18 protein-coding genes are annotated in these 24,228 nt (G+C 53.7%); 9 read left to right on the top strand and 9 right to left on the bottom strand.

Translation table 11 applies throughout. The features are described 5' to 3' along the window. Window positions 1-576: 576 nt before the first annotated feature. The 3 genes from ACL7TT_RS01880 (at window position 577) to ACL7TT_RS01890 (ending at window position 3,295) form a co-directional block, all read left to right on the top strand. Window positions 577-1,974: a tryptophanase gene (locus ACL7TT_RS01880; protein ID WP_413392701.1), complete on the top strand. Its 1,398-nt coding sequence runs from the start codon at window positions 577-579 to the stop codon at window positions 1,972-1,974. A 263-nt stretch (window positions 1,975-2,237) separates the two neighbouring features. Then, window positions 2,238-2,690 carry a methylglyoxal synthase gene (locus tag ACL7TT_RS01885; RefSeq protein ID WP_413392703.1) on the top strand — a complete coding sequence of 151 codons (453 nt, stop codon included), beginning with the start codon at window positions 2,238-2,240 and terminating at the stop codon, window positions 2,688-2,690. 185 nt (window positions 2,691-2,875) lie between these two features. Next, window positions 2,876-3,295: an ExbD/TolR family protein gene (locus tag ACL7TT_RS01890; RefSeq protein ID WP_413392705.1), complete on the top strand. Its 420-nt coding sequence runs from the start codon at window positions 2,876-2,878 to the stop codon at window positions 3,293-3,295. 191 nt (window positions 3,296-3,486) lie between these two features. Here the strand turns inward: ACL7TT_RS01890 and ACL7TT_RS01895 are convergent, their stop codons facing one another. Continuing rightward, window positions 3,487-4,269: a tryptophan 2,3-dioxygenase gene (locus tag ACL7TT_RS01895; protein ID WP_299941215.1), complete on the bottom strand. Its 783-nt coding sequence runs from the start codon at window positions 4,267-4,269 to the stop codon at window positions 3,487-3,489. Between the two features lie 128 nt (window positions 4,270-4,397). Here ACL7TT_RS01895 and ACL7TT_RS01900 point away from each other — a divergent pair, with 128 nt between their 5' ends. The 4 genes from ACL7TT_RS01900 (at window position 4,398) to ACL7TT_RS01915 (ending at window position 8,874) form a co-directional block, all read left to right on the top strand. Beyond that, the gene (locus tag ACL7TT_RS01900) at window positions 4,398-5,645 is read left to right on the top strand and encodes a Zn-dependent hydrolase (protein WP_413392708.1); all 1,248 of its coding nucleotides are present in this window, start codon (window positions 4,398-4,400) and stop codon (window positions 5,643-5,645) included. 81 nt (window positions 5,646-5,726) lie between these two features. Then, on the top strand, window positions 5,727-6,647 hold the full coding sequence (locus tag ACL7TT_RS01905; protein WP_413392710.1) for a dimethylarginine dimethylaminohydrolase family protein: 921 nt from the start codon (window positions 5,727-5,729) through the stop codon (window positions 6,645-6,647). Window positions 6,648-6,904: 257 nt separating this feature from the next. Next, on the top strand, window positions 6,905-7,684 hold the full coding sequence (locus ACL7TT_RS01910) for an enoyl-CoA hydratase (protein ID WP_413392712.1): 780 nt from the start codon (window positions 6,905-6,907) through the stop codon (window positions 7,682-7,684). 470 nt (window positions 7,685-8,154) lie between these two features. Further along, a complete protein-coding gene (locus ACL7TT_RS01915; RefSeq protein WP_413392714.1) occupies window positions 8,155-8,874 on the top strand; it encodes an FkbM family methyltransferase in 720 nt (239 codons plus the stop codon). 490 nt (window positions 8,875-9,364) lie between these two features. Here ACL7TT_RS01915 and ACL7TT_RS01920 read toward each other — a convergent pair whose 3' ends face one another. The 6 genes from ACL7TT_RS01920 to selD all read right to left on the bottom strand — a co-directional run bounded on the left by ACL7TT_RS01920 (window position 9,365) and on the right by selD (window position 15,643). Further along, a complete protein-coding gene (locus tag ACL7TT_RS01920; protein ID WP_413392716.1) occupies window positions 9,365-9,910 on the bottom strand; it encodes a serine acetyltransferase in 546 nt (181 codons plus the stop codon). A gap of 626 nt (window positions 9,911-10,536) precedes the next feature. Continuing rightward, complete coding sequence (locus tag ACL7TT_RS01925) at window positions 10,537-10,794, bottom strand: transposase (protein ID WP_413392882.1); 258 nt, start codon at window positions 10,792-10,794, stop codon at window positions 10,537-10,539. 121 nt (window positions 10,795-10,915) lie between these two features. Beyond that, on the bottom strand, window positions 10,916-11,086 hold the full coding sequence (locus tag ACL7TT_RS01930) for a hypothetical protein (RefSeq protein WP_413392717.1): 171 nt from the start codon (window positions 11,084-11,086) through the stop codon (window positions 10,916-10,918). Window positions 11,087-11,103: 17 nt separating this feature from the next. After that, window positions 11,104-11,808 carry a Sir2 family NAD+-dependent deacetylase gene (cobB, locus tag ACL7TT_RS01935; protein WP_413392719.1) on the bottom strand — a complete coding sequence of 235 codons (705 nt, stop codon included), beginning with the start codon at window positions 11,806-11,808 and terminating at the stop codon, window positions 11,104-11,106. A 111-nt stretch (window positions 11,809-11,919) separates the two neighbouring features. Further along, window positions 11,920-13,227 carry an NAD(P)/FAD-dependent oxidoreductase gene (locus ACL7TT_RS01940; protein ID WP_413392721.1) on the bottom strand — a complete coding sequence of 436 codons (1,308 nt, stop codon included), beginning with the start codon at window positions 13,225-13,227 and terminating at the stop codon, window positions 11,920-11,922. 130 nt (window positions 13,228-13,357) lie between these two features. Next, complete coding sequence (gene selD, locus ACL7TT_RS01945; protein ID WP_413392723.1) at window positions 13,358-15,643, bottom strand: selenide, water dikinase SelD; 2,286 nt, start codon at window positions 15,641-15,643, stop codon at window positions 13,358-13,360. 259 nt (window positions 15,644-15,902) lie between these two features. Here selD and ACL7TT_RS01950 point away from each other — a divergent pair, with 259 nt between their 5' ends. Continuing rightward, window positions 15,903-21,098: a DUF748 domain-containing protein gene (locus ACL7TT_RS01950; protein ID WP_413392725.1), complete on the top strand. Its 5,196-nt coding sequence runs from the start codon at window positions 15,903-15,905 to the stop codon at window positions 21,096-21,098. Between the two features lie 323 nt (window positions 21,099-21,421). Continuing rightward, complete coding sequence (locus tag ACL7TT_RS01955) at window positions 21,422-21,727, top strand: hypothetical protein (protein WP_413392727.1); 306 nt, start codon at window positions 21,422-21,424, stop codon at window positions 21,725-21,727. Window positions 21,728-21,875: 148 nt separating this feature from the next. On the opposite strand, the gene ACL7TT_RS01960 is transcribed toward ACL7TT_RS01955, so the two are convergent. After that, window positions 21,876-22,682: an ABC transporter permease gene (locus ACL7TT_RS01960; protein ID WP_413392729.1), complete on the bottom strand. Its 807-nt coding sequence runs from the start codon at window positions 22,680-22,682 to the stop codon at window positions 21,876-21,878. Beyond that, window positions 22,679-23,299 carry an ABC transporter ATP-binding protein gene (locus ACL7TT_RS01965; protein ID WP_413392731.1) on the bottom strand — a complete coding sequence of 207 codons (621 nt, stop codon included), beginning with the start codon at window positions 23,297-23,299 and terminating at the stop codon, window positions 22,679-22,681. The genes ACL7TT_RS01960 and ACL7TT_RS01965 overlap by 4 nt, the downstream gene beginning before the upstream one ends. Between the last annotated feature and the right edge of the window lie 929 nt (window positions 23,300-24,228).

Raw genomic sequence — 24,228 nt, forward strand, 5'->3', positions numbered from 1 at the left:
GATTCGTCCGCAGTAGTTTTAGATGCCTGTCGATTAAGCGGGGAAGACTCAAACGCTTTGATCTATCTTGATGCGCGCTATTCTTTTCGCTTTTCCATTTTGCTCAATTCACCCAGCAATCCAGTAGGACTTTCGCGCTCTTCTTGAAGCAATGGTGCAGTTGCATAAGGTTGTCGACGCGTCAAGCGGATGGATCGGTCGCAGTGACATTTTGTTGTGCCGCCTTACTCTTAAGAGCCAGTACACTCCCTGAGTAGAGGGTTTGAGATCGAGGTCGTTTGGCGAAGAAAGCTGGTTGAACCTGTATAGGCCTCTATAAAAGTACACAAGCCTTGGGTAAAGACATTGCCAGCGTGTCCGCCTGAAGAAGTTCAAGGCGGTATTGTCATGTCCGTGAGGGTCGCGGGTACGTGATACCACGAGGGAGCATCCTCTTTTTATGTACAGGTAATCCCGGACGTATCGCCATGGCCACTTCCTTTCTTCGACTGTACACTGGAATTCCTGTAACAATAGGCAGTGCTAGTGGTAGCTCTGATGCCATGGGCACTGGATGGATTTACAAGGAAAAAAACGATGAAGCGAATTCCTGAACCATTTCGCATCAAGATGGTTGAGCCAATCAAAATGACAACGCGGGCAGATCGTGAAGAAGCCTTGGTGAAAGCGGGCCTGAACCCCTTCCTGCTGCGCAGCGATGATGTCTATATTGACTTGCTCACCGACTCTGGCACAGGCGCCATGAGTGATAACCAGTGGGCTGGGTTGATGCTGGGGGATGAATCCTATGCGGGCAGCCGCAACTATTACAATCTTTGCAAGGCCGTTGAGCATTTTTTTGGCTATCAGTTAACCGTTCCCGCACACCAGGGCCGGGGAGCGGAGCAGATCCTGTTCCCGGCCCTGATCGAGCGCATGCGTCAGGTCCGCGGCGGCACCACGCCGGTATTTGTCTCAAACTATCATTTTGACACCACCGCCGGTCATATTGAGTTAAATGGTGGCAAAGCGGTCAATGTGGTGGACGAACGCGCATTTGATACCACGACCGCTTACGACTGGAAAGGTAACTTTGATTTACACAAACTGGTGAATACCATTGAGGCACACGGGCCTCAAAATATTTGTGCAATCATTACCACGGTGACCTGCAACAGCGCTGGCGGTCAGCCGGTTTCCATGGCGAATATGCGTGCGGTTTACGAGATCGCTACCGGATACGATATCCCGGTGGTGATCGATTCAGCGCGGTATTGCGAGAATGCCTACTTTATCAAACAGCGAGAAGCGGATTACCGGGACAAATCGATCTTTGAGATCATTCGCGAAATGTACCGCTACGGCGATATGCTGACCATGTCGGCGAAGAAAGACCCTATGGTGAATATCGGGGGTCTCTGTTGCATTCGCGATCATGAAGAGCTTTTCCAGGCAGTGCGTACCCGGTGTGTGCCCATGGAGGGCTTTGTGACCTATGGCGGCATGGCCGGGCGCGACATGGAGGCGTTGGCGCGGGGGCTTTACGAGGCTGCAGATGAACATTTTCTGCATTACCGTATTGGCCAGGTAGCCTATCTGGGAGAACGGCTGCGGGAAGGGGGGGTACCCATTCAATACCCTACCGGTGGCCATGCGGTTTTTGTAGATGCCGCCAAAATGTTGCCGCAGATCCCGCCGGAACAATTTCCCGCGCAGGTATTAGCCAATGCGCTGTATCTGGAGGCGGGCATTCGTGCAGTGGAGATCGGATCGCTGCTGCTGGGGCGAGACCCGCAAACCGGGGAGCAAAAGCAGGCAGAACTGGAACTGATGCGCCTGACGATTCCACGTCGGGTTTATACCAATGATCATATGGACTATATCGCAGAAGCCATTATTGAACTGCAAGAGCGGGCCCACAGGTTAAAGGGCCTGGAATTTGAATACGAACCTCCGGTTTTGCGGCATTTCACGGCGAGATTCCGTTCTTTGTAGGCGAACCGGTCTGGGGGCGAGGATTCACGGGAGCGCCTTTGAGTAGCAATGCTGCATTGGCAAATGGGTAGCTCCGACTGTGTGCAAGAATGATAGCTGCAGGGCTTTGCATCACAGCTGGTGACCCGGCGATCAAGGTTGTTGTGGGGTAAATAGTCAGAAAGGTGACTGTGAATGCGCCCTGGCCTGGGTTAAGGCGCACAGGTTGGAGAAATTGGAATACTATAGGGCTGCTGGGGACTGCTCCCAGCGTTGAGGATCAGATGGAATTTATTACTAAACCCCTACCGGCCAGTAAGCGCGTCGCTCTGGTTGCCCACGATCATCGCAAGAGTGCGATGACCCAATGGTGCACTCGCCATCGCACATCGCTGCAAAAGCATTACCTTTTGGCCACAGGAACCACGGGCGGCAAAATAGAGGCCGCTACCGGTCTGAAGGTCGAGAAGCTGCTGAGCGGCCCCCTTGGCGGTGACCAGCAATTGGGGGCGCGGATCAGTGAAGGGAAAGTGGACTTTCTTGTCTTCTTCTGGGACCCCTTTGAGCCCATGCCCCACGATCCGGATGTCAAGGCGCTGTTGCGCATTGCAGCGGCCTGGAATATTCCCGTGGCCTGTAATTCGAGCAGTGCCGATATGATGGTGCAGTCTGCCCTGATGGAGCAGTCCTTTGACCGGGAGGTACCGGATTACCAGCATTACTTGAGTGAACGCTAGTCGGATCTTTTGCTCAAAAAACAACCTAATAGTGTAGTTTTCTTTTATAACCCATTGATTTAAAATAGTTATTTCTCTGGGTAATAGGTTGTGCTTGCAATGCTTGCCAATTCGCGGCAATCTTGCCCTCCTGATCAGACCGGTTAAGCCGGCGCCCTTGGTATTTGATAACTGCACGGTGTTTTATGAGTAGAAGACGCGGAAAGGCGGTAGAAGAAGAAAAGGCGGATATCGACCTGACGCCCATGCTGGACGTTGTATTTATCATGCTGATCTTCTTTATTGTGACGGCATCCTTTGTGAAAGAGAAGGTGTTGGATGTCAATGTGCCGGATCCGAATGAGACCAATCAGAAATCTGATGATGAGAATAAGAACATCCTGCTGATGGTGGATGCCAATGACGAGATCACCTTGGGCGGCAGCCGTATTGATACCCGTGCCGTGCGCGCCCGTATTGCCCAGTTGTACGCCGAGAACCCCCAGGCCATTGTGATTGTGCGTGCGCACAACAAGTCCAGTGCGGATACCTACGTGCAGATCGCGGATGCAGCCAAGGAGGTAAACCCGGGCATACAGGTGTCCCTGGTCCCTTCCGATGAATAAGTGCGCTTTGCACTGAGTCAGAAAAGCCAGCGATCCGCTGGTTTTTTTGTGTCTCACAGTAGTGCCGACCCATGATAAGGGTCGGCTTTTCCTGCAAATACATCCCTTTTGGTCGGTATTCCGGAGGGTTTGGCAGTCCCTGCCTATTTTAGCCCAAGCGGACCGATCCCCGGTTCTGGCCGCTATGGCGGTCAGAATTCCGAACGGATAGCCCACAAATCGGGAAACACCGTCTTGAACAGGGTACCCTGCAGATAGCCAACGCCACTGGAGCCTCCGGTACCGCTTTTGTTGCCAATGGTGCGCTCCACCATCTTCACATGGCGGTAGCGCCACTGCTGCAGGGAGGTGTCGATATCCACCAGAGCCTCGCAGATCTCGCTTACCAGGGGGTCATTGCGGTAGATATCAATCAGTATTTTCTGCACCGTTGGAGAAGGTTCCGCAACCTGGCTGACATCCCTTTCCAGCACACTTTTTGGTACTTGATGTCCCTCATGAACCAGGAATCTTAGGAAAGTATCCCAGAGCGTCGGGGACGCCAGGCGTAATTGTAGCCGGCGGTAGTGTTCGCAACCCGGTGCATAGTTTTCCAGCTTCTTTGGGTCCTTGGCGCCATACAGGAACTCCAGTTCACGGAACTGAAAAGACTGGAAACCGCTGGCGTTGGATAGGCGGTCCCGAAATGAGAGGAATTCGAGTGGGGTCAGAGTCTCGAGGATATCCACCTGCTGGATCAGGGTGCGGTAAATGGTATCCACCCGCTTGAGGGTATGCAGGGCGCGGTTGCGCTCACCGGTATTGAACAGACGCATCAGGTAATCCAGTTCATGGAGCATTTGTTTGAACCAAAGCTCATAGCTTTGGTGAATCACAATAAACAGCAACTCGTCGTGTTCCGGGCCCTCTGAAAGCGGATTTTGGCACTGCAAAAGTGCATCTATCTTAAGGTAAGTGCTATAGGTAAGGGGCATGTGGATTGCTTCCTGGTCAGGTTTTGATCAATCACGAAATAATGCGCTCTTTCATCAGTCCGGATCAAAACAAAAATTTCGGCAGATTGATTAGTATATTGCGCAATACTCAGTTCGGAGTTCTTTACATGGAAAACCCCGTACAACAACTGCGCGTTGATGGTAATCGTCTGTGGCGCAGTCTGATGGCAATGGCTGAAATTGGCGCGACTCCGGCCGGGGGTTGCAACCGCCAGGCACTCACCGATGAGGATCGCGAGGGGCGCGACCTGTTTGTGCGCTGGTGCCGGGAGATCGGTTGTGAGATCCGTGTGGATCGTATGGGTAATCTCTTTGCCCGACGCCCCGGGGTCGACAACAACCTGCCCGCAGTCATGACAGGGTCACACCTGGATACCCAGCCTACCGGTGGTAAGTTCGATGGTGTGTATGGCGTGCTGGCGGGTTTGGAGGTGCTGCGTACCCTGGAGGAAAGAGGGATCAGGACCAGGGCGCCGTTGGAATTGGTAGTGTGGACCAATGAGGAAGGGGCACGTTTTTCCCCGGCAATGGTGGGCTCCGGGGTATGGGCAGGGGAATTCAGCCTTGAGTACGGCCACAGCCGTAAAGACAAAGCCGACAAAAATATCGGGCAGGAATTGGCGCGTATCGGTTACCTGGGATCAGAGCCGGCCCAGCCCGGCCCGATCAAGGCGGCTTTTGAGGCCCATATCGAGCAGGGACCGGTTCTGGAAAAGCAGAATCAGGTGATTGGAGTGGTGACCGGGGTACAGGGTATCCGCTGGTACGATGTCACCTTCTCCGGCACGCCCTGTCATGCCGGTCCCACGCCCATGGAGGATCGCCGCGATCCGGTACAGGCTCTGGCCGGGCTTTGTGAGAAGCTATATGCCGAAGTGAAGGCTTACTCTGAGGATGCCAGAATCACTTGCGGCGATCTGCGTGCCGAGCCGGGCAGCCGCAATACTGTGCCGGAAACGGTGGTACTGGCTCTGGACTTGCGCCATCCCACGACGGAGGGCTTGGCGCATCTGCACCGTACCCTTTACCGGCTGGCGGAGCAGGTCCAGGAAGCCACTGGCGTCACCATCGATGTGCGTGAAGAGTGGTACTCACCACCAGTGGCCTTTGATAAGGGCTGTATTGAAGCGGTACACAGTGCGGTAGAACGTTTGGGTTACAGCCATCGCCGCATGGTTTCCGGTGCCGGCCACGACGCAGTCTATGTTTCCAGAGTTGCTCCGGTCTCCATGATTTTTGTCCCCTGTGCCGGGGGGCTTTCTCACAATGAGGCTGAGTCCGCAGAGCCAGGGCACCTTGAAGCTGGCTGCAATGTATTGTTGCAGGCGATGCTCGCAAGTGCTGAGCTGGCCTGAGCTGGGAAAAAATTGAAGCAAGAGAAAGGGTTTCTGGCACCTGCTGTCAGTGGCCCGCCATAAGATAGTTGGATGGACCAGATGCGTGAATTTACCCTGAAATACCGCAAGGATAACGGCGGTACCACTGCGCTTACCCACTGGGGCATGGATTCCGAATACGGTGTGCTGCGTGATGTTCTTATCGGGCCTGTGGATAACTTCAGCTGGCGCACCGGCAATGCCAGTGCCCGCCGCGCCGCGCGATTGGGCATGCAGTTCGATCACAAGGTGGCAAAAGCTCAACATGCAGAGATGCTGGATGCTTATCGTCATGCGGGGGTGAACACCCACCTGATCCCGGCTGATAGCAGCCTGCCCTACCAGATCTATGGGCGCGATTCTTCAGTGATGACTCCCTGGGGTCCTATCGTGACACAGATGTACAGTCCCTGGCGCCGCGGTGAGTGGGTTCCCATCGTCAAGCAGTATGCCGAACTGGATATCCCCATCTACGATGTGATTACCGCAGGCTCCCTTGAGGGCGGTGATTTTATGGTGCTGGAACCGGGCGTGATCCTGTGCGGATACTCCGGCGAGCGCACCAGCCCCCTGGGCTTTCAACAAATGCAGGGCTGGGTGGAAAAAGAGGGTTGGGAAGTGAAGGGTTACCAGTTTGATCCCTTCTTCCTGCATATCGACGTGATGGTGGCGATGCTGGCGGAAAAGCTGGCGGCTGTCTGTGTCGATGCGGTAGAGCCGGAGTTGGTGCAATGGTTCAAAAGCCGCAATATTGAAATTATCGATATTCCTTTCCCGCAAGTGCTGGAGCTGGGGGTCAATGTGGTGGCCCTAGGCAATGACCGGGTGATGCTGCCCAGGGCCAATACCGGTCTGGCTGACAAGTGCCGCGCCCACGGCCTCCAGGTGATCGATCCGGATATCTCCATGATTACCCCCGGTGGAGGCGGTGTCCACTGCATGTGCCAGCCTCTGCGAAGGGATTCTGCGCTGAGGTCTTAATGGCAGCGATTTTCCAGGTGCCAGCCAAGTTACCCGGCGGCCAGTGGTTGCCGGGTTCTTCCCGTCAACGAATGTGGTTGTTTATGAACTCGCTTACGCGGGCGCAGCCGGTAATATGAATCCCCTGAACAGGTGGCTCGCCGTTATTGGCCCGGCATAGCGCCAAAAAGAGGGGTTGTTGGCGTAAACAGCTTTGTACCAGGCCAGTCTGAAAGGCTGCCAGCCAGCCCCAATGGATTCCAAACCCGGAGAACAATATGCAAAGCGCATGTGAGGAAATTCAGGCTCAGGTCAGCGATCATATACTGGAAATCACCCTCAATCGTCCGAAGCGCAAGAATGCCCTGACTACGGCCATGTATGCCGCCATGGCGGAGTTGCTTAACCGTGCGGCCGACAACAGAGATATTCGTGTGGTTATCATCACCGGTGCCGGGGGCAACTTCACCAGTGGCAATGACCTGATGGATTTCCTCGGGGGCTCTGCAGAGGGGGAAGCGTCTCCGGTTTATCAGTTTATGGGCGCGCTGTACAATTTTCCCAAGCCGGTTGTTGCAGCGATAAACGGCCCGGCAGTGGGGATCGGCACCACTATGCTGTTGCACTGTGATTTATCTTTCGCCGGACACGACGCCATGTTCCAGATGCCTTTTGTGAACCTGGGATTGTGTCCGGAGTACGGTTCCAGTTACCTGTTGCCCCGTATCGCAGGCCATGCCAGGGCCTCGGAACTGCTGCTGCTCGGCAAGAAATTCTCGGCAGAGGACGCGGTGGACATTGGTATTTGTAACGCTGCGGTAGAGCCCGAACAGGCAATTGTGCGCGCCCGCGAAGCCGCTGCTGAACTGGCAGCGAAGGCGCCGGCGGCAGTGCGTTTGACCAAGCAACTACTGCGCCAAGCCACCGAGGAAAAAGGCCTGGAATTTATCCAGAATGAGGGCCGCCACTTCAAGGAGCGCCTGGCTTCCGAGGAATTTAAAGAGGCTGCAACCGCCTTTATGGAAAAACGGCCTGCGGACTTCTCCAGATTTGATTAAATTCATGGCCGCCAGAAGCGGTCATGGATATGTCATATGTATGCCCAGCATGGGTATGAGCCAATGCGGTGAAAGCCCCCCTTCTAGAGAGAGCCTGCTCGCCGAGCTAGCGGTGATCATAACTGCGCCCATTACCTGCCCTGGAACCATTGGCAAGGTCAAGGTTAGTGGGTATGGCCATTGCCGATATTCCGGAAGATGATCCTCGACAATACCCTTCAACTTCTGGCTTTGCAGTAGTTTGTAAACTCAATTGACATCCATTGCTTGGGTTTGGCGTTCAATACACGGTTGTCTCTGTTTCACGATGAGGTTAGGGTTGTCCATGATGATTGGTTCTAGAATTGGTTGATGTGTTCATTGTTAAAAAACATATTACCATTTTTGGCCAACTTTCTTCATATTTTTCAGCAGGTTACGGGGTAAGTCAGAACTGCTAAGCCTTAACCAAATGCCATTGAACTATGAATTTGTTTAGACCTATAGCCAATTTATTTGGCTATGACATAGTAAAAAAAGGGAAGACTCTAAAAATACAATGGCATCTGCAAAAAATTTTCTCCGATTTTCAAATTGATACTGTTCTGGATGTTGGCGCAAACAGGGGGCAGTATGGAAAATTGCTACGCTCCATTGGTTTTAAAGGGAAAATACACTCATTTGAGCCCGTCAGAATGTACTATAAAGAACTAACTGAAGCGAGCAAAGATGACAAAAGTTGGTTTTCCTATAATTATGCCCTGGGAAGAGAAAGTGGAGAGCTAAGGATCAATATTGATAATGTCTTCTCCTCGTTTCATGAGTACAGCGACTACTATCTTAAAGAAAGAGGAAAAACTGGCAGCTCAGAAATAGTCAAACTATCAACCCTGGACAAATTTATCGAAGAAACCTTCAGCGGGTCCATACAACCCAAAATCCATTTAAAATTAGATACTCAGGGATTTGATATCGAGGTCTTTGTGGGTGGGGAAGAAAATATTAAAAATATCTCCACCTTTCAATCTGAAATGGCCCTGAAGAAAATTTACAAAAACATGCCTGACATCACAGAAAGCTTGAATATTTATCGCAAACATGGATTTGAAGTTTCAGGCTTGTTTCCTGTATCCAAAGAAAATGGCGGACATTCAATTATTGAAGTTGACTGTGTAATGATAAATAGGAACCTAAAGAAATCATCTCAATGACCTGCATAGTTTTTTAAAAGGGAGAGCCTTAAAAAGCAGTGCTAAATCTCAACAAGCGAACCATCAGCTACAGTATATTTAATTGTATTGCCAACAACAGAATTTCCCCTTTTCAGTATCAATCGCTAAATTGAAAATCCTGCGGAAGGTGTTGCTGGAACGTATCGTCACCAGCGGTGCATGGGTTGACTGTGCGCTCTAAAAATAGAGCGACTGTATCATTCACTGAGCACGGAATGCCTGACAGCCACCGCGATCTTTGCTGATATAAAACCGCTTTTCCTGGGTGCTTGACTCTGGCCTGGCTTTCAGCAATAACGACAATTTTCTTATGCAGCGAGCAAAGCATTTTGCTGTCCCAAGAATAACGTATTTCGCGATTGATCGCCTCTGCTTGCTTATGGCCTGCTGTTCAATCGATCCACAACAAATCGAACCTGCTCATCCGTGGCTTTGCTAAAGTGCTGAAGGAATCCGCTAGAGTTTTTTGTTATGCACGTGCTATCTGTTTTTGTTTTTTTATTGATTCTCTTTTTGTAATGTAAGTTGTATTTGATTCTATATCCTTATTTACGAAGCTCATTGCTCCTAATGTGACATTATCACCAATGCGTATGCCATCACCAATGATGCAGCTATTTGCTCCAATGTTTACATTATCACCGATTACAACACCTTCTGAGTTTTCATCTTTTATCGTTCCTATTGTTGTGTTTTGTCGAATTGTACAATTCTTGCCAATCTTTGTCTTGGGGTTGATAACTATTCCAGACAAATGACCAATACGAAACCCAATATCTATATTGCTTTCTCTATGAAGATCACAGCAATACTTAAATCTTATTTTCTTGTTTATTCTTTTTGATAATTTTTTTGCTAAAAAATTATTTTTTCGATATAAAACATACGCTGCACGATACCAAAAAATATAATTGGCTTCCCTGTTTGTTTGTATTCTTTTTATGACTTTTGTCCAGGAAAATTTATTTTTTGGTTTCAAAACTTCATATATTAAATATTCTTTGAAAGTATACATCTTTATTACTCTTAACTTGATTAAGTGTAGATGCATATAGCGCTTTTAACATGGGCGCAGTTTACGGTGTTCCTTGCCTAAATTTGTATGCGCCCAGCATGGATACGAACTAATGAGATGAAAATCCTCTGTAGGAGAGCTTGATAACCGGGCTGCTGGTGATTATAATTTTCAATCAGGATTTTGCATCAACAAGCTGGCCTGGCCAGAATATTATTTTGATAGCCAGTGTACCGCTTGAGCAGCGTGAAGACTAGTTGTCATTTGCATTCTTTGATCAAGTTTAAGTCGGTCCAGTTTTTTCGGGTACAAATACTCCTTACCCCATTGTTTTCTGTGTCAGAAATAGCACAATTTCGGACTACGTCGGCACCAGACGGGATACCAGAGCGCAGAAGATTTCTCTGTCCGGCATCACTGTTGGTAACAGAAAGCGCAGGCGGCGTGTGTTCTTGATGACCACAGCGGCAATTTTGGTCAGGCGATTGGGCGGTTTCTTATGGCGAGCCACGAACTGGTCAAAGAGCACCAACCTTGTGCAAGTTGGCCGCTACGGAGCGATGCTGCTGCTCAAAGCGACACAGGATAGCGGTGCTTGCGAGTGTTTTCTGGCCTTGGCAACCGGCCTAGAACGCGGAATCGAAGCTTAACTGGTCGTGATTGTTCAGATCTTCAAAGTCAGCAGCAATTGCCAGCAGTCTCTGTTGCACCAGTTGTTCCGTGCTGTATTCAACCCGGGCAGAATCTCGCGGATCATGGACAACACCCGCGACGGAGCGAGCCAAGCCCAGGCGGCGGTCGCGTTCTCTCAGGAGTAGCAGGCCGGCATTGGAGGTCAAATTGCCGCCAGTGAAATCTGCGGTAATTTTGCGGCGGCAAGAGATGAAAAACTGAGTTCAGGCTGGTAGCATTTTGGCACTACGGAAGTTCTTATTGGACTTTTTTAACCCCAGCAATGATAAGGCTTTCCGCCGCTTTTGTATCTGAAGTAGTGCAAAATCCGGGTTAGCGCTGCTCGGTGGTGAACAGGGCGAACCGATCGGGGCGGCGAATGGGTGCGATCATCTCTGTATTGTTATCCGCGTCTGCGGGGAAAGTGATCACCCTGCTACAGTGTAACGGCGCCGAGAAGGGCAGGGTGCTCGCTGATGAGCCGGAGAGCGATGCAACGGGCAAGAAATCCTGGTCGGGATCTAACCCAGCAGTTCGTGCACATAGGTGTCGACAACTTTTGATGCGGGCCCCTGGCGGTGTTCGGCAAAGGTGTCTCCCACATTGCTGCGCTCAAGATTGAGCTCCACGCTGTGCGCGCCCGCCTGGTTCGCGCATTCCACGAAACCGGCTGCGGGATAGACATTGCCCGAGGTGCCGATACTGATAAACAGGTCGCAGCGGCTCAGGGCGTCGTAGATGGTGTCCATTTGCAGGGGCATTTCCCCAAACCAGACGACATGGGGACGCAGGGTGCCACTGCGGTTACAGCAGCGACAATTATCTGTTGTCTTCAGATCGCCGTCGATGGAAAACAGCGCGCCGCTGGTACTGCAGCGTGCTTTACGCAGCTCCCCGTGCATATGAATCAAGTGATGGCTGCCGGCCCGCTCGTGCAGGTCATCTATATTTTGCGTAACCAGTAAAAATTCACCCCCAAACCTCCTTTCCAGTTCTGCCAGTGCGTGGTGGGCGGCGTTGGGGGCAATGTGTGTGGACAGAAGCTGTTTGCGGCGCGCGTTGTAAAAGCGTTGCACTAGCTGTGGGTTGCGCGCGAATGCCTCGGGCGTTGCCACGTCCTCCAGACGGTGGTTTTCCCACAGGCCATCGGCCCCGCGAAAAGTGCGGATGCCCGACTCTGCGGAAATACCGGCCCCGGTCAATACCACAATACGTTGATACTGCATTTTGTGTTTCTCGCTGGCGCAGTCAGGAACTCCCGGAAATTTTACGGTGTTCGAGTTGGGCGGTACATCCCTGTAACAATGTCCTGTTGAGTGGTCTGGGTTTAGCGCTAACTAGTGCAGCTTTAAATGGGGGCTCACTGCCCGGTTCGCCTGGCCGACCAGGTAAAGCAACATGGCTTTGGGCCAGCCGTGTATTGCCGCCAAGTGCATTCGGTAGAGCGCGCGGTAGGCAAAGCCCGCAATGCGCCCCTCTACGGTGAGGCTGCCCTTCACCAGTGCACCCATCAGGTTGCCCACTGCTGTGAACTTGCTCAGGGAAACCAGAGAACCGCGGTCGCGGTAGTAAAAGTGCTCCAGGGGTTTGTCTTCTGCCAGGGCGATGAGGTTGTCTGCGACCAGCGTTGCCATCTGCTGGGCAGCCTGCGCGCGGGGCGGCACTCGCTGTTCGTGGCCATCGATACAACTGGCACAGTCGCCCATCGCGAAGATATGCGCATCGCTTTGGGTTTGCAGTGTGGTTTTCACCTGTATCTGGTTGAGATGGTTGGTGGCAAGGCCATCCAGCCGGGTGAGAAACTCCGGTGCCTTGACTCCGGCGGCCCAGACGCGGATGGCTGCAGGAATTTCCTCGCCATCGCGGGTGGTCAGGCCGGTGGCATTGGCACGGGCAATACTACAGCCTGTCAGCACCCGAACACCCAGTTTGCCCAATTCGCGCTCGGCATTGTCGCCCAACCGCGGGGGCAGGGCGGGCAACAGGTGCGGCCCAGCTTCAATCACAGTGACCTCGATGGCATCCGCAGGAATGCGGCCGTAATGTCCCATCTGCCTGCCCGCATCCACCAGTTCTGCGGAGAGTTCCACGCCAGTGGCACCGCCACCGACAATGGCAATTTGCAGTTTTTCTTCCACATGGGTTTCCAGGCACAGGAAATGGTCCAGCAGTTGCTGGTGGAATTTTTGCGCCTGCTCGCTACTGTCGAGAAACACGCAGTGCTCGTACACGCCGGGGATATTGAAATCATTGCCCAGGCTGCCAATACAGAGCACCAGGTAGTCGTATTCCAGTTTGCGCGCCGGTACCAGCGGATTGCCTCTGTTATCCAGTATTGCACTGAGCTCAACGGTTCGGCGTTTGCGGTCCAGGGATTGCAAGCTGCCCAGTTGGAATTCGTAGCCATTGGCGCGGGCGTGGACCTGATAGTTGAGAGCAGCCATATTGGCGTCCAACGCGCCAGCCGCGATTTGGTGGAGGAGGGGTTTCCAGATATGGGTACGCTCTTTATCAACCAGAGTGACGCAAGCTAGGGGCGGCTTGCGCCGTCGCCACAACCGGGGGGTGGGGTTGAAATAGTGCCCGAGTCTTGTGGCCAGTTGCAGGCCACTGGCGCCGCCGCCGACAATCACAATGTTTTTCATGGTGGGTGGTCTTCCTGTCGATTGCTATGAAAGCCGACTCCCCCACGCTGTGAAGACCTTTTCGCTGTCACTTTAACTTGCCAGCGTTTATTTTTACGCCAGTATCTCCCGTCTCAATGCCGGTGGCAACTCAAACCTGACTTTGTTCCGCCTCGTTGTCCCGGGCGGTTAGCTGGCGCCAATCTCCATCCCTGTACAGGCGCACCCGGGATTGCGCCCGGCTTGAGTGGGAGATCGCACCGATAATCGATGCCTGGACGCAGCCACTTTGCAGCAGCGCATCGACACAGGTCTCCGCACTGCCCTCGGGTATCGCAGCGAGCAGGCCACCGCAAGTCTGTGGATCTGTGAGCAGCGCCCAGTGGGGCAGGGACTGCCACTCCTGTGGATTTTCCACAAAGGCATAGGCGCTGGCGTTTTGCGGTTGCAGACTGGAAAGCCAGCCCCGTTCAATACAGAACGCGGCTCCAGGAATCAGCGGCAGGCGCTCGGCAATCAGAGAGGCGCTGAGACCGTCTGCACTGAGCATCTCCAATAGGTGTCCGAGCAGTCCGAAGCCAGTGACATCGGTGAGGGCGTTGGCGCTGTTTTGCGCGAAAATCTCGGCGGCGCCGGCGTTGCTTTGCAGCATGCAGTCCAGCGCTTTTTGCAGCCAGCGCCCCTGGGCCTCCCCCATGCCCTCGGCGGCGAGAATGGTACCCACCCCCAAGGGTTTGCTCAAAATCAGGCAGTCCCCGGCGCGGGCGCCGCTTTTTTCCAATAACTGATCCCGCTCGGCCAGCCCGTTGACAGTGAACCCCAACTGCATTTCCGCCCCCTCGGCAGTATGTCCCCCGGACAGGGCGCAGTTGTGGCGGTTGAGCTCAAAAATGGCACCGGCCAGTAATTGCTGCAAGTCGCGCTGGGTAATTTCTGCCGCCGCCGTGGGCAGGGTCACCAGGGCCTGCGCACTCACCGGGCGGGCGTGCATGGCAAAGAGGTCCGACAGTGCGTGTTGGGCTGCGATACGTCCAAATAGCCAGGGATCCGCCACAGGTGCGCGCAGTTGGTCCGAGCTTTGCACCAGCAGTTGTGTTGCGGGCAGATCCAGGACTGCGGCATCGTCGCCCACGCCGCGCAGTAAATAGTCAGATTGTTGTACCGGTAGTTTTTCCAGGGCCCGGCGCAAGACTTCGGAACCCACTTTCGCCCCGCAGCCATTGCAGCGCATACCCGACAATGAAATTCCAGCGCGCTGCGTCAGCACTTCGCGCGGTTGCGCTTCCGACATTTCCTCCGCGGCCACCGACAGGTCGCTAAAGCGCCGCATAAAACTGCGGTCTATATGGTCTTTCCAGCGCCACAGGAGATCGCCGGCTGCAGCGATACTGTTGCGCACAGCGATAGCGCGCTTGCCACCACAGGAGAGCAGGCTGAGGAAGCGCTTCTGCGGGCGGTAGACCTTCAGTGGTTGCCCGGTAAGCGTGGCGCGCAAATTGTGGAACAGGATGGGGCCTTGACGCACAGCGTATACACCGGCCTTCGGCAGCGGTTGTGCGGAGAAGCTGGCCACATCGCCGCTGGCGAAGACCTCCTGGCGCCCCTGGGCGCGCAACTTGCAGTCCACCAGGACAAACCCCTTTTCATCCAGTGCCAGCCTGGAGTCTGCCAGCCAGGGGGGGGCGCAGGCGTTGGTGGAGAGCAGTACCCGATCCAGCTCTAGCAATTCCCCGCGGTCGTTGCGCACACCCAGCTCGGTAATTTCCGCCACCGGCCAGTGGCGGTGCAGATGCACTCCGAGTCTGTCTAACTCGCGCATGGTCAACTTGCGCGCAAGCGCCGGATAGTCCTGGGGTATTTTGTCCCCTGCGTGGATCAGGTGGATCTCCACCTGCCCGCAAAGCACTTGTTCCCCCAGCGCATGCGCCATGGCCATGACCAGTTCACAGCCCCCGGCGCCGCCGCCCACTACGCCGAGCTTGAGGGGGGCATGGGTTTTCTGCACCTGCTCCTGCAGCTTTTGCCAGAAACGGAAAAAGTGCCCGATGGGCTTGATGGGCATCGCCAGCTCGGAGCCGGGCAGTTCCCGCGCCGGGGTCGCACCGACATCCAGGGAGAGCAGGTCGTACTCCAGCGGCGGGCGTCCCAGCAATGAGACTTTGCGCGACACGGGGTCAATTTGGTGGGCGCATGCCTGCACAAAACGTGCGCTGGCAGCGCGGCAGAGACGCGCCAGGTCAATATGGGTATCGTCCAGGGCGTAGTGGCCCGCCACCAAACCCGGCAACATGCCCGAGTAGGCAGTTTGGACCTGAGGGGAAACCAGTGTCAGGCGTGCGCCTGGCAGCGGATTCATCGCCCACATCTGTAATACAATGGCGTGGGCGTGGCCGCCGCCAACCAGAACGATATCCTGGTAATTCGGGTACTTCTGCATTTTCACTCGCTGACAACTTGATGGCATGGTGCTTGCCGTCAAACAATTACCCGCCAGCTATAATTTCCCGCTGCGCGACGACATTTCTGGATAAATAGTAGACAGCACAGCGCCGAACGCGACCCATAGCGCGACTCAGCACACTATTATCGTGAATCGTAGCGCCAGGGTAAAACAATACACAGGTGCTGGTCTTTACTTTATGGGTTTGGCCCTCGTTGCCGCTTGCGCTTTATTGACTGAGGGGCGCTATTTTTCAATGCCACCAGAGCCCATTCAAAAAAACACCTTTTTTACCTGTCTCCTGTGGTGGCTGATTGGCGGATTATTGCTGGTGGAGGGCCTGTCGATTGCGGCTTCGGGTCTTGTGCGGGATAAGACCACTGCGTGGCTTGTGCAGCGGGGCCTGGACTTTCACGCCGATTATCTACGGGTATCCCCGCTGGATTTGCGCGTTATCGTTGTGGGTGCGCGCGCCTTCAACAGCGAAGGGCGGGGGTTCTCTGCGCGCGAAGTGATGTTGGATTACAGTTGGTGGCAACTGTTGCGAGGGCGTGTGCAATTGGCGCACGCCTCGGTCAGCGGTGCCTACCTGGATTTGCAATCCACCCAGGATGCATTACAACAGGTCTGGGAGGTGGGGGGCTGGAATCTGGGCCGGGGCAAATCCAGGGATCGCGATTTCCATCTGGCTATCGGCAGGGCAAAGGTACAAGACAGCAAAATCTGCTATCGGTACCGCCCGGCATGGACGGCGCCGACCTGTGCCCATATTGGCAATATGTACGCACGGGATTTCCGCTTGGCGTTATGGCGCAAGGGAGAGGCGCCTCTCAAAGTGACGATTGACGCCGCGGAAATCCAACTGCACGAGTTGCTGGCAAAAATAAAAGGGGCGCCGGAATACAATACCACTCTGGCGCACCTGTCTTTGGATGGCGGAAATTTTCGCTGGCCCAGTCTGCGCACAACCGCCGAATCTTTCCAAGTGGCATTTTTTGCCAGCTGCCCGCCACAACAATGGGCCGATGCCTTGAGCGGCTTGCAGCGGCTGATCGGGCACTGTGCGGCTGCGCGCCATCTGTCCGCCGAGGGCGACCTGAAATTCGGCTTTGGCCTTACAGGGTTTGCGCATTGGCACCGTGCGCGCGGTGAGGAGATATTGCTACGGCGCAGTGATCAGCGCTGGCAGGACTGGCGAGCCGGGACCATCGCCATGAATGCATTCGATTATGATCGCTCGATCAAGCGTCTGCACTGGCGCCAGGCAGGCGCTACCGACTTCGACTGGTGCCCCCGGGATTTGCGCAACACCAATCATCATTTTTGTTTTCGCGCCAAGACCCTGCAATTGCCTGAAGCTACCACCTTTGACTGGCGCCACCGCCTCAAGATAACCACCGGGCCCAGCCGTGTGCAGCAGATGCACTATCTGGATATGGTTCGACCACGCAATAACCCGTTAACGGTACAACAGGCCGTTTTCGGTCCGCTCGAATTCGATATTGTCAGTCGCATTCTGTCGGTAGCCAGTCTGCGGATTGACAACGCCAACGGCTGTGTTGCCGGCGCACTGTGGCAAAGGCCGGATCACTGCGTGCGCCTGGCCGGTCTGCTCGGTGACGAAAGCGTGGCAGTGCGGTTTGGCTCGATTGCAAAAAAGGTGCCTTGGGGGTTTGCCAGTGGCTTGCTCAGTCTCGCGCACTTCAGGCTGGAAGGTCTGGGGGAGGAGCAGCTACAACTGCAAAAATTGAAATGGCACAGTCTTGATACCCTGGCTGCCGGTACCCCCCTCTCCATTTCGGATTTCACCCTGCAGTCCCTCTCCGGCTGTCTTTTGAAAGGTTTACTGCCCAAGGGCTGGCAATCCCTATGCGCTGAGTTGAATAACCTCGACGGGCGCGGCAATTTCGCCTGGCAACACGGGGCAGATGCCTATGCCATTTTTGGTCAGTTACAGCTGCAGCGATTGAAGTTGAGTGATTCGGTCGAGGGCAACAAAGGGCTTTTACTGCAGAAGCTTGATATTGGCGAGGGGTATTACCGGCGCACAGCGGTAGCGAGCCCCTGGGCGGATGCAGGCCAGGTGCCGGGTACACCGGCGGCAGCCCAGGAAGATTACGGCAAGGAAAAAGGCCGTTTGGATGCCCAAGCCGAAGGCTTGGAGCCTGGGAGCGAAGAGACAGCCCCGGTTTCTATTGATGCGCCCAATTTCAGGTTGCAAAGGAATTTCCTGCAGCGGTTGGATGGTTGCCTGCCGGGCAGCTGGGCGAGGCTCATCTACCGGGCATCACCGGCACCCGAGCGAATGCCGGTCTGTTTTGACCTGCGCGAGTTGCGCCAGGAACGCCCGCTGCTGATCGCCTGGCAGGACGGACTGGATATCGCCGCTGCAGGGTTGTCTGTTGAGCGCGCCTTGGCAAGCACGGCGCAGGGCGAGTCTCTTTTGCGCTTGTCCAGCCTAACGCTGCCCAGCGCCAGAATACGCCATACCTTACCCCCTCTCGGCAGCAGTTATATCGCTCTGCCGAATGTCTCCCTGGATGCCCTGAATGCCTGCCTGCCGGCTACTGAGGGAATGTCCCCCCTTAATATCCACTGTGTGATTTTACAAAAATTGCAACTGGGGGAAAAGTTCAATCTGCAGGTGGGGCCTGCGCGGGTAGCTGTGAACCTGGATGGTTCCCAACTCGCGCAACTGCAGCTATTGGAGCCGGGTGATATAGCAAATTTGGATATTCAACAACTCTCGATACCGGTGCTTGCTTTATTCTGGTCCCGCAACGGAGCCGAAACCTCCAGTGTGAAAATGGAGAAATGGTCGGTGGAATCAGTTTTTGCCTGCCTGCCACACAGGGTCCGCTACCCGAAAAAACTGCCGCGCTGTCTGTTGAGCCGGAATCTCAATGCCGTTGGAAACAGTGGTGTTTCAGTGGGTGAAACGGAGTTAAAAACCGCGGCCCAGACAGAGCCGCTCTGGCAATTTGAAAAATTGTCCATAGAGCGGATGGCGTTTTCCCCCGATACCCTCGACCTCTATAACTTGCAGGTTGACAATATTCTTTTTTGCGGCCTTAACACCCTGATGCGCCAAAGACTGGGCGGGGTACCGCTGGCGGACTGCATTGAAACACCCCAACTGGAATTTCGTGGAGACCCGACTCGGATCGGACTCAAGCCGGGTGTGGCTCGCGTGTCTCTGGGGCCAGTGAAAAGCCGGCCAATCGCTTTCTGGCAGAAAGAGGGTGACTACTTGCAGGCGGGCTTGCAGCAACTGGATTGGCAGCGCTTTATCTGGAAAAGAGGCGTTCACTTCTCTGTGACGGGTCTGCGGATATTCAATACCCGTGTATGCACACCGGAATCCGGCAAAACGGTCAGCGTCGAACTGCTTGAGCGGGCTGGGCCGGGGGATACTCAACGCTGTTATGGGCTCGATCAGTTGACGATTGCCAGCGCGCAAACCCTTTCCCTGATCAAACCGCTTGCGATTGACGGTTCACTGGAGCTGGTGGGTCTTTCTTTGGCGCAGAGGGACAGAGAGCCTCTGCGGATAACCCGTTTTCAATTGGATAACCTCTCTGTGGGAGGGGCATTCCTGCTTCAGGCAGGGGCTGCGAGCGGTTGTCTGCCAGCCGGATTGTTTCGAGACTCGCACCTCGCTCCCTGCTATCGGGTGGGTCCACTCAGTCTGGGCGGGGTTGAGCGGTTGGGCTTGCCGGAGGGAGGAGGTGCCGTGTTCTCGGATATTCGCGTTGATGACGTGCGTCTGAGTGCGGCGAATTTGCCGAGGGATTTACCGGCAAAACTGTTACAGGTGGAAAAACTGTTGGTCGCTAAGCTGCGCTTTGGTTCTGGCCAGATTGCTGCACAGCAGCTGCATATACAGCAACTATCCAGTTGTATACTCCACAGTTATTTTAAAACGGGAAATCACTGTTTTGCATTGGGAACGCTCGAACTGGAAGGACAGTTTAGGGCTGGGGATGGACTGTCGATTACTGTGCTGAATGGTTATGAAATTCAATTGTTTTCCCGCAAGGGCAGGCTTTTGGCGGAAGGAGAGAGTATTCACTTGTCCCGGTTTCTTGCCAATAAGAGGGAGTGGCGCTTTGATTGGCTCGAAGCTATCCATTTTCATTTTTTTCCAAGGGAAAAAACCACACCGGACTATGATCGCCACAGCTGGACCGGGGATTTCAGATCTTTGCAGGTCGGGGCCCTGCATTATGATCGCCACCGCGGACTGCTGAATATAGCTTCTGTCGATTTTTTACGTCCGCGACTGATCCTTGTGCGCAACAGTTACGGCGAATTCCCCCTCGCGCAGCAGATCTCCGAACTTCGAGGGCTGGATGAGGGCGATAAAATCCACCTTAGGAAGAATGCCGCTTCCCCTTTTCTCTATCATATTGGCGATATCTTCCTGAGGCATGGCACCTTTACCTGGGTGGATCGCCGGGGTGAATTCCGGGCGCGTTTACCGATTCGGGATATCAACCTGAATGTCAGTGATATCAGCAATCTCGGGGAGCACCCACCCTCAATAGTGGTGGCAAATGGCAGGCCTGGTGGATTTGGGGAATTACAACTAAGTGGTACCGTCGACTACCTGGGTGGGCGCAGATGGGATGCCCAGCTGACAAGCTATCTCGATAATGTCAATCTGATACCGGCCACACCCTATATGGCCAGGCTGCTTGGGTACAAGATATTGCAGGGCCAAATGGATGCAGTGATGGATATCCGGATTCATGACAACCAGATAAATGCCCTTGCGGAGATAAAACTGGAGAAAATTAAAATCCGGCGTGTACGCGAAGATGACCAGTTGCCGGTCAAATCCAGAATGATTCCCCTGAATGTGGCTCTGTGGCTTCTAAAGGATGGCCAGGGGAATGTAAAATTCAGTATGCCGGTAACCGGAGATATCCGCGATCCGAAATTTTCATTGAGCTATGTCTTCAGTGACGTGCTGCAAAAAGCCATCATGGATGCCCTGTTCAGTTATTTTACACCTTACGGGATTTACCTTCTGGCCAAGCTGGCCTGGGGTCGCTTTCGCGCTAAGTCTTTCGATTCTATAGAGTTTGCCCCCGGCAGTGCGCACTTGAGTAATCTGGCCCTAGCGCAGTTGCAGCAGATGGTGGTCAAATTACATAAGCACCCGGAGGCACGCCCGGGTATTTGTGGCATCGCCAATGCCAGGGACTGGAATGCCCTATACCCGAACTCTACACTGGGGCTGAATGGCAATCGCAGAAGGCTTGCTGATTTCTATCGGTACCCGCCGATCATGTTGCGGGAGGAGTTTGAGCGCTTGGCACAGGAGCGAAGCCGCCGGGTGGAGCGATACCTGATTGACGCAGGTATCCCTGCAGCGGAGTTGATCCCCTGTGCACCGGATTATATGGGCCGGGACTTTGGGGACCCCAGAGTGGAGTTTTCAAACTAGTTGGTGGTGGTTTAAGGCTATTGGAAACCCGGGGTGGCTAGTCATCTCGACAGGGCGTTTGACCGCTTTGGATAGGTTTGGGTGTTTGTCGGTAAGTGGGCATTCACTTACTGAAAAGGCACCCTTTCAAGCCGGGGCCCTTTGTCCCTTCTCAAGGTTGCTATAGAATCTGGGCGGGTATCGACCTCACACTGAGGTGGCCAGATTTCGCGAGTAGTGTCGGTTATGCGCATCTGGGCTCAGCAGGGGGATACCGTCTGCGGGGATGCCCGCAGTGATTGATACCGAATGACTCAGGGGGTAAATAGGGATGTCTGCAGGTCGTGACTGAAACTGAAATTGTAGAAATTTTTCTGGCCCATCAGTGGTGGTCCATCACTGCACTGGTGATAGGTGTGATCGGCGTTACCCTATGCTGGTTTGGCGGGCTGATGGCAGCGCTGACGGCCCTGGGCAATCGGCGCTGGGTTTGGGGGATAGTGACAATCTTTCTCGGACCGATTACCGGTATCCCCTATGCGCTGAAATACCAGGAGGCGGAGTACGCCCGCTCGCTGATGCTGCGGGGCGTTTGGGTGCTTCTGGTGGGTCTGGTTACTGCGGCGATTATCCTAATCTTCGGCCGCTAAATACGCTTGTGTGTGCCGGTTTCAGGCTGACCCGGCTGCATAATGACACCTTTCATATTCCCGCTGTATCGGGGCATGTGCCTCTTTTGTTGTGATGCCCGGTCGTGGTCCAGTTAAAAATAGCATGGACCTCAGGGCCAATCTGAATTCAGCGATGGCGGCTTTCCACCAGGCGGTTCATACACAGCCGCTCGCGTGTGTCGAAGAGGTATCTCGCACAGAGGGCGACGGCAGCAAATGTACCAAAACCGGTGCCTGCGGCAATGGTGAACAAAATCAATATCTGGTATTTCACTGCGATGGTGGGGGAGATGCCCGCAAGTATTTGACCCGTCATCATCCCCGGTAGGAAAACAATACCCGCAGCGGCCATGGAGTTGATCGTTGGCATCATGCCCGCCCGCATGGCGTCGCGGCGAAACTCAATGCAAGCGCTGCGCCAGGGTTCTCCCAGCATCAGGCGGTTCTCGATAATCTCCCGCGAGCGCCACACGCTCTCTGTGAGACGATCCAGCCCGAGTGCGATGCCCGTCATGGTATTGCCGAGCAACATGCCGAGCAGGGGAATAGAGTACTGGGGCTGGTACCAGGGTTGTGGCCCGATCAGTACCACCAGGCTCAGTATGGTGACACTAAAGGCGGATATCAGCATAGACAGCGTGCCGATGGCAAAACTCCAGCCGCCACTCAGGCGATATTTCTGTCTTGACACCACCTGCTGACCGGCAAACAATAACATCGCCACACCCACAAGGCTTATCCACAGCAGGTTGCCCACGGCAAATAGGGCTTCCAAAACCACACCGACAAGCGCCAGCTGTATCGCCGTGCGCGCCGCCGCGATCAAAAGCGGCCTGCCGAGCTGCAATCGGGCCATGTGGGTACAGACTGCCAGAGCCACTACCAGCGCTGCTGCCAGAGCCAGTTGCCACCAGGCCAAGTCGATTACATTCACAAAGATATCTCCTGTTCTTTCAGGCCTCTGCCCTCAATAGTAAAATACCGGTCTGCCACCCGGCGGATCTGTGCCGGGCTGTGGGCCACCCAGATCACCGGGTACTGTTTTTCCCGAATCACCTCCAGTAAAAAGGTCTCGGTTTTCAAGGTGGAGTCTTCATCAAGATTGGCCGTGGGTTCATCCAGCAGCAGGGCCCGCGGCTCGTAGGAGAGAGCCCGCACCAGTGCCAGGCGCTGTTTTTCCCCGGTGGAGAGTTTTGCCATCTGCCAACCGTCTGCCTCTTCGGGAAAGCCCAGCGCAAGAAGTGCCTGGGGCATGGGTTTGGCCAGGTGTGCACCGGCCGTTTCATACCACCAGGCGCTTTGCGCCGGTACCAGCATAACCTGCCTGCGCCAGCAGTGGCCCGGCATTGAATCCTGTTTCCTGTTGTCAAGACTGGCACTGCCACTGTGCGGCTCCAGATCGGCGATGGCGCGCAGTAAACGGCTTTTGCCGGAGCCCGAGGGGCCCGATAGGCACAGGACTTCCCCCGCTTTGACGGTAAAATCTACCTTGTCAAGAATATCGATACCAAGACTGGTTGTGTTCAGTGAAAGCATGCTTTTAATGGCCATAAATCGTTTTCAACCAATCACTGTAGTTGAGTGTTGTAACCCGTGTTTGTGAAACCCGCTACCTCAGTGGGCCCTGGGAAATCTGTTGCGTCTGAAAAACCTGAGAAGATTATACGGGGTTTACTCCATTTAATGAGATTGGGCAGATTATGGCCGGCAATAGTATCTCCCCACTTTGCCCTACTTCTGGGGCGGTATCTGTTTCTTGGCATGGCAATCTATTGTATGGCACAAGTATTTCTGAACAGATAAAAAATATCTCCGAGGTCTAGGTACTTGATTTGAGGTTTTATTTCTTAAATGGATCTTTATGAGGTGCTGAACTGTGATGGCAGAATCGTAGTTGTTCATCATGGGTTATGACACTTTGGTATGCAGTGCATTATTGATTTAGCTATTCCGCAATAGTTATCAGGTATGTTGCAGGAATACACGAATCATGATGCACCTGTGGTGCTTAAATTGAGCTTTACATAAAATGATGTTGGTAGCTTTTTGATGGTGACGTGATATTGATCAAAAAAGGGGCTCATGATATAACGATTAAATATAAAAGCAGGGATTTTGTGAAAGGATTATTACTAAAAATTAATCGAATAAAATATTTTTGAGTAGAACGTAGAAAAGGATAGGTATTGGTACGCTGTTTTTATATTCTTGTGCCAGTTTGTAAGCCCTGCGTTGGTACCAAATGAAGATCGCAGTTTCATAGTTTTTGACACCCTTAGGTTGTTTATAAAGTTGAGGTGTTGAATTGAAGGTCGTTCTTCATTACGAGTGTGTTTTCCCTTGGAGAGTTTTAGAGGCAACTTGCTTTGTAACTGTGGATCGAAAATGAAAATAATTTATGATTAGGTAAGTAAAATTCAAAGTTGTACAAGCGATTCAATTAACCGGTTGAGGTGCTGCGAACCTTTAAATTAGAAGCC

This window comes from Microbulbifer jejuensis (assembly GCF_047289955.1).
In the GTDB taxonomy this organism is placed as follows: domain Bacteria; phylum Pseudomonadota; class Gammaproteobacteria; order Pseudomonadales; family Cellvibrionaceae; genus Microbulbifer.

What these genes read in the sequence shown, in the direction of transcription:
- ACL7TT_RS01950 (WP_413392725.1), top strand. Translation starts at nt 15,903, where the DNA reads ATGCCACCAGAGCCCATTCAAAAAAACACCTTTTTTACCTGTCTCCTG.
- ACL7TT_RS01885 (WP_413392703.1), top strand. Translation starts at nt 2,238, where the DNA reads ATGGAATTTATTACTAAACCCCTACCGGCCAGTAAGCGCGTCGCTCTG.
- ACL7TT_RS01905 (WP_413392710.1), top strand. Translation starts at nt 5,727, where the DNA reads ATGCGTGAATTTACCCTGAAATACCGCAAGGATAACGGCGGTACCACT.
- cobB (WP_413392719.1), bottom strand. Translation starts at nt 11,808, where the DNA reads ATGCAGTATCAACGTATTGTGGTATTGACCGGGGCCGGTATTTCCGCA.
- selD (WP_413392723.1), bottom strand. Translation starts at nt 15,643, where the DNA reads ATGCAGAAGTACCCGAATTACCAGGATATCGTTCTGGTTGGCGGCGGC.
- ACL7TT_RS01920 (WP_413392716.1), bottom strand. Translation starts at nt 9,910, where the DNA reads ATGTATACTTTCAAAGAATATTTAATATATGAAGTTTTGAAACCAAAA.
- ACL7TT_RS01880 (WP_413392701.1), top strand. Translation starts at nt 577, where the DNA reads ATGAAGCGAATTCCTGAACCATTTCGCATCAAGATGGTTGAGCCAATC.
- ACL7TT_RS01890 (WP_413392705.1), top strand. Translation starts at nt 2,876, where the DNA reads ATGAGTAGAAGACGCGGAAAGGCGGTAGAAGAAGAAAAGGCGGATATC.
- ACL7TT_RS01910 (WP_413392712.1), top strand. Translation starts at nt 6,905, where the DNA reads ATGCAAAGCGCATGTGAGGAAATTCAGGCTCAGGTCAGCGATCATATA.
- ACL7TT_RS01940 (WP_413392721.1), bottom strand. Translation starts at nt 13,227, where the DNA reads ATGAAAAACATTGTGATTGTCGGCGGCGGCGCCAGTGGCCTGCAACTG.
- ACL7TT_RS01895 (WP_299941215.1), bottom strand. Translation starts at nt 4,269, where the DNA reads ATGCCCCTTACCTATAGCACTTACCTTAAGATAGATGCACTTTTGCAG.
- ACL7TT_RS01900 (WP_413392708.1), top strand. Translation starts at nt 4,398, where the DNA reads ATGGAAAACCCCGTACAACAACTGCGCGTTGATGGTAATCGTCTGTGG.
- ACL7TT_RS01965 (WP_413392731.1), bottom strand. Translation starts at nt 23,299, where the DNA reads ATGGCCATTAAAAGCATGCTTTCACTGAACACAACCAGTCTTGGTATC.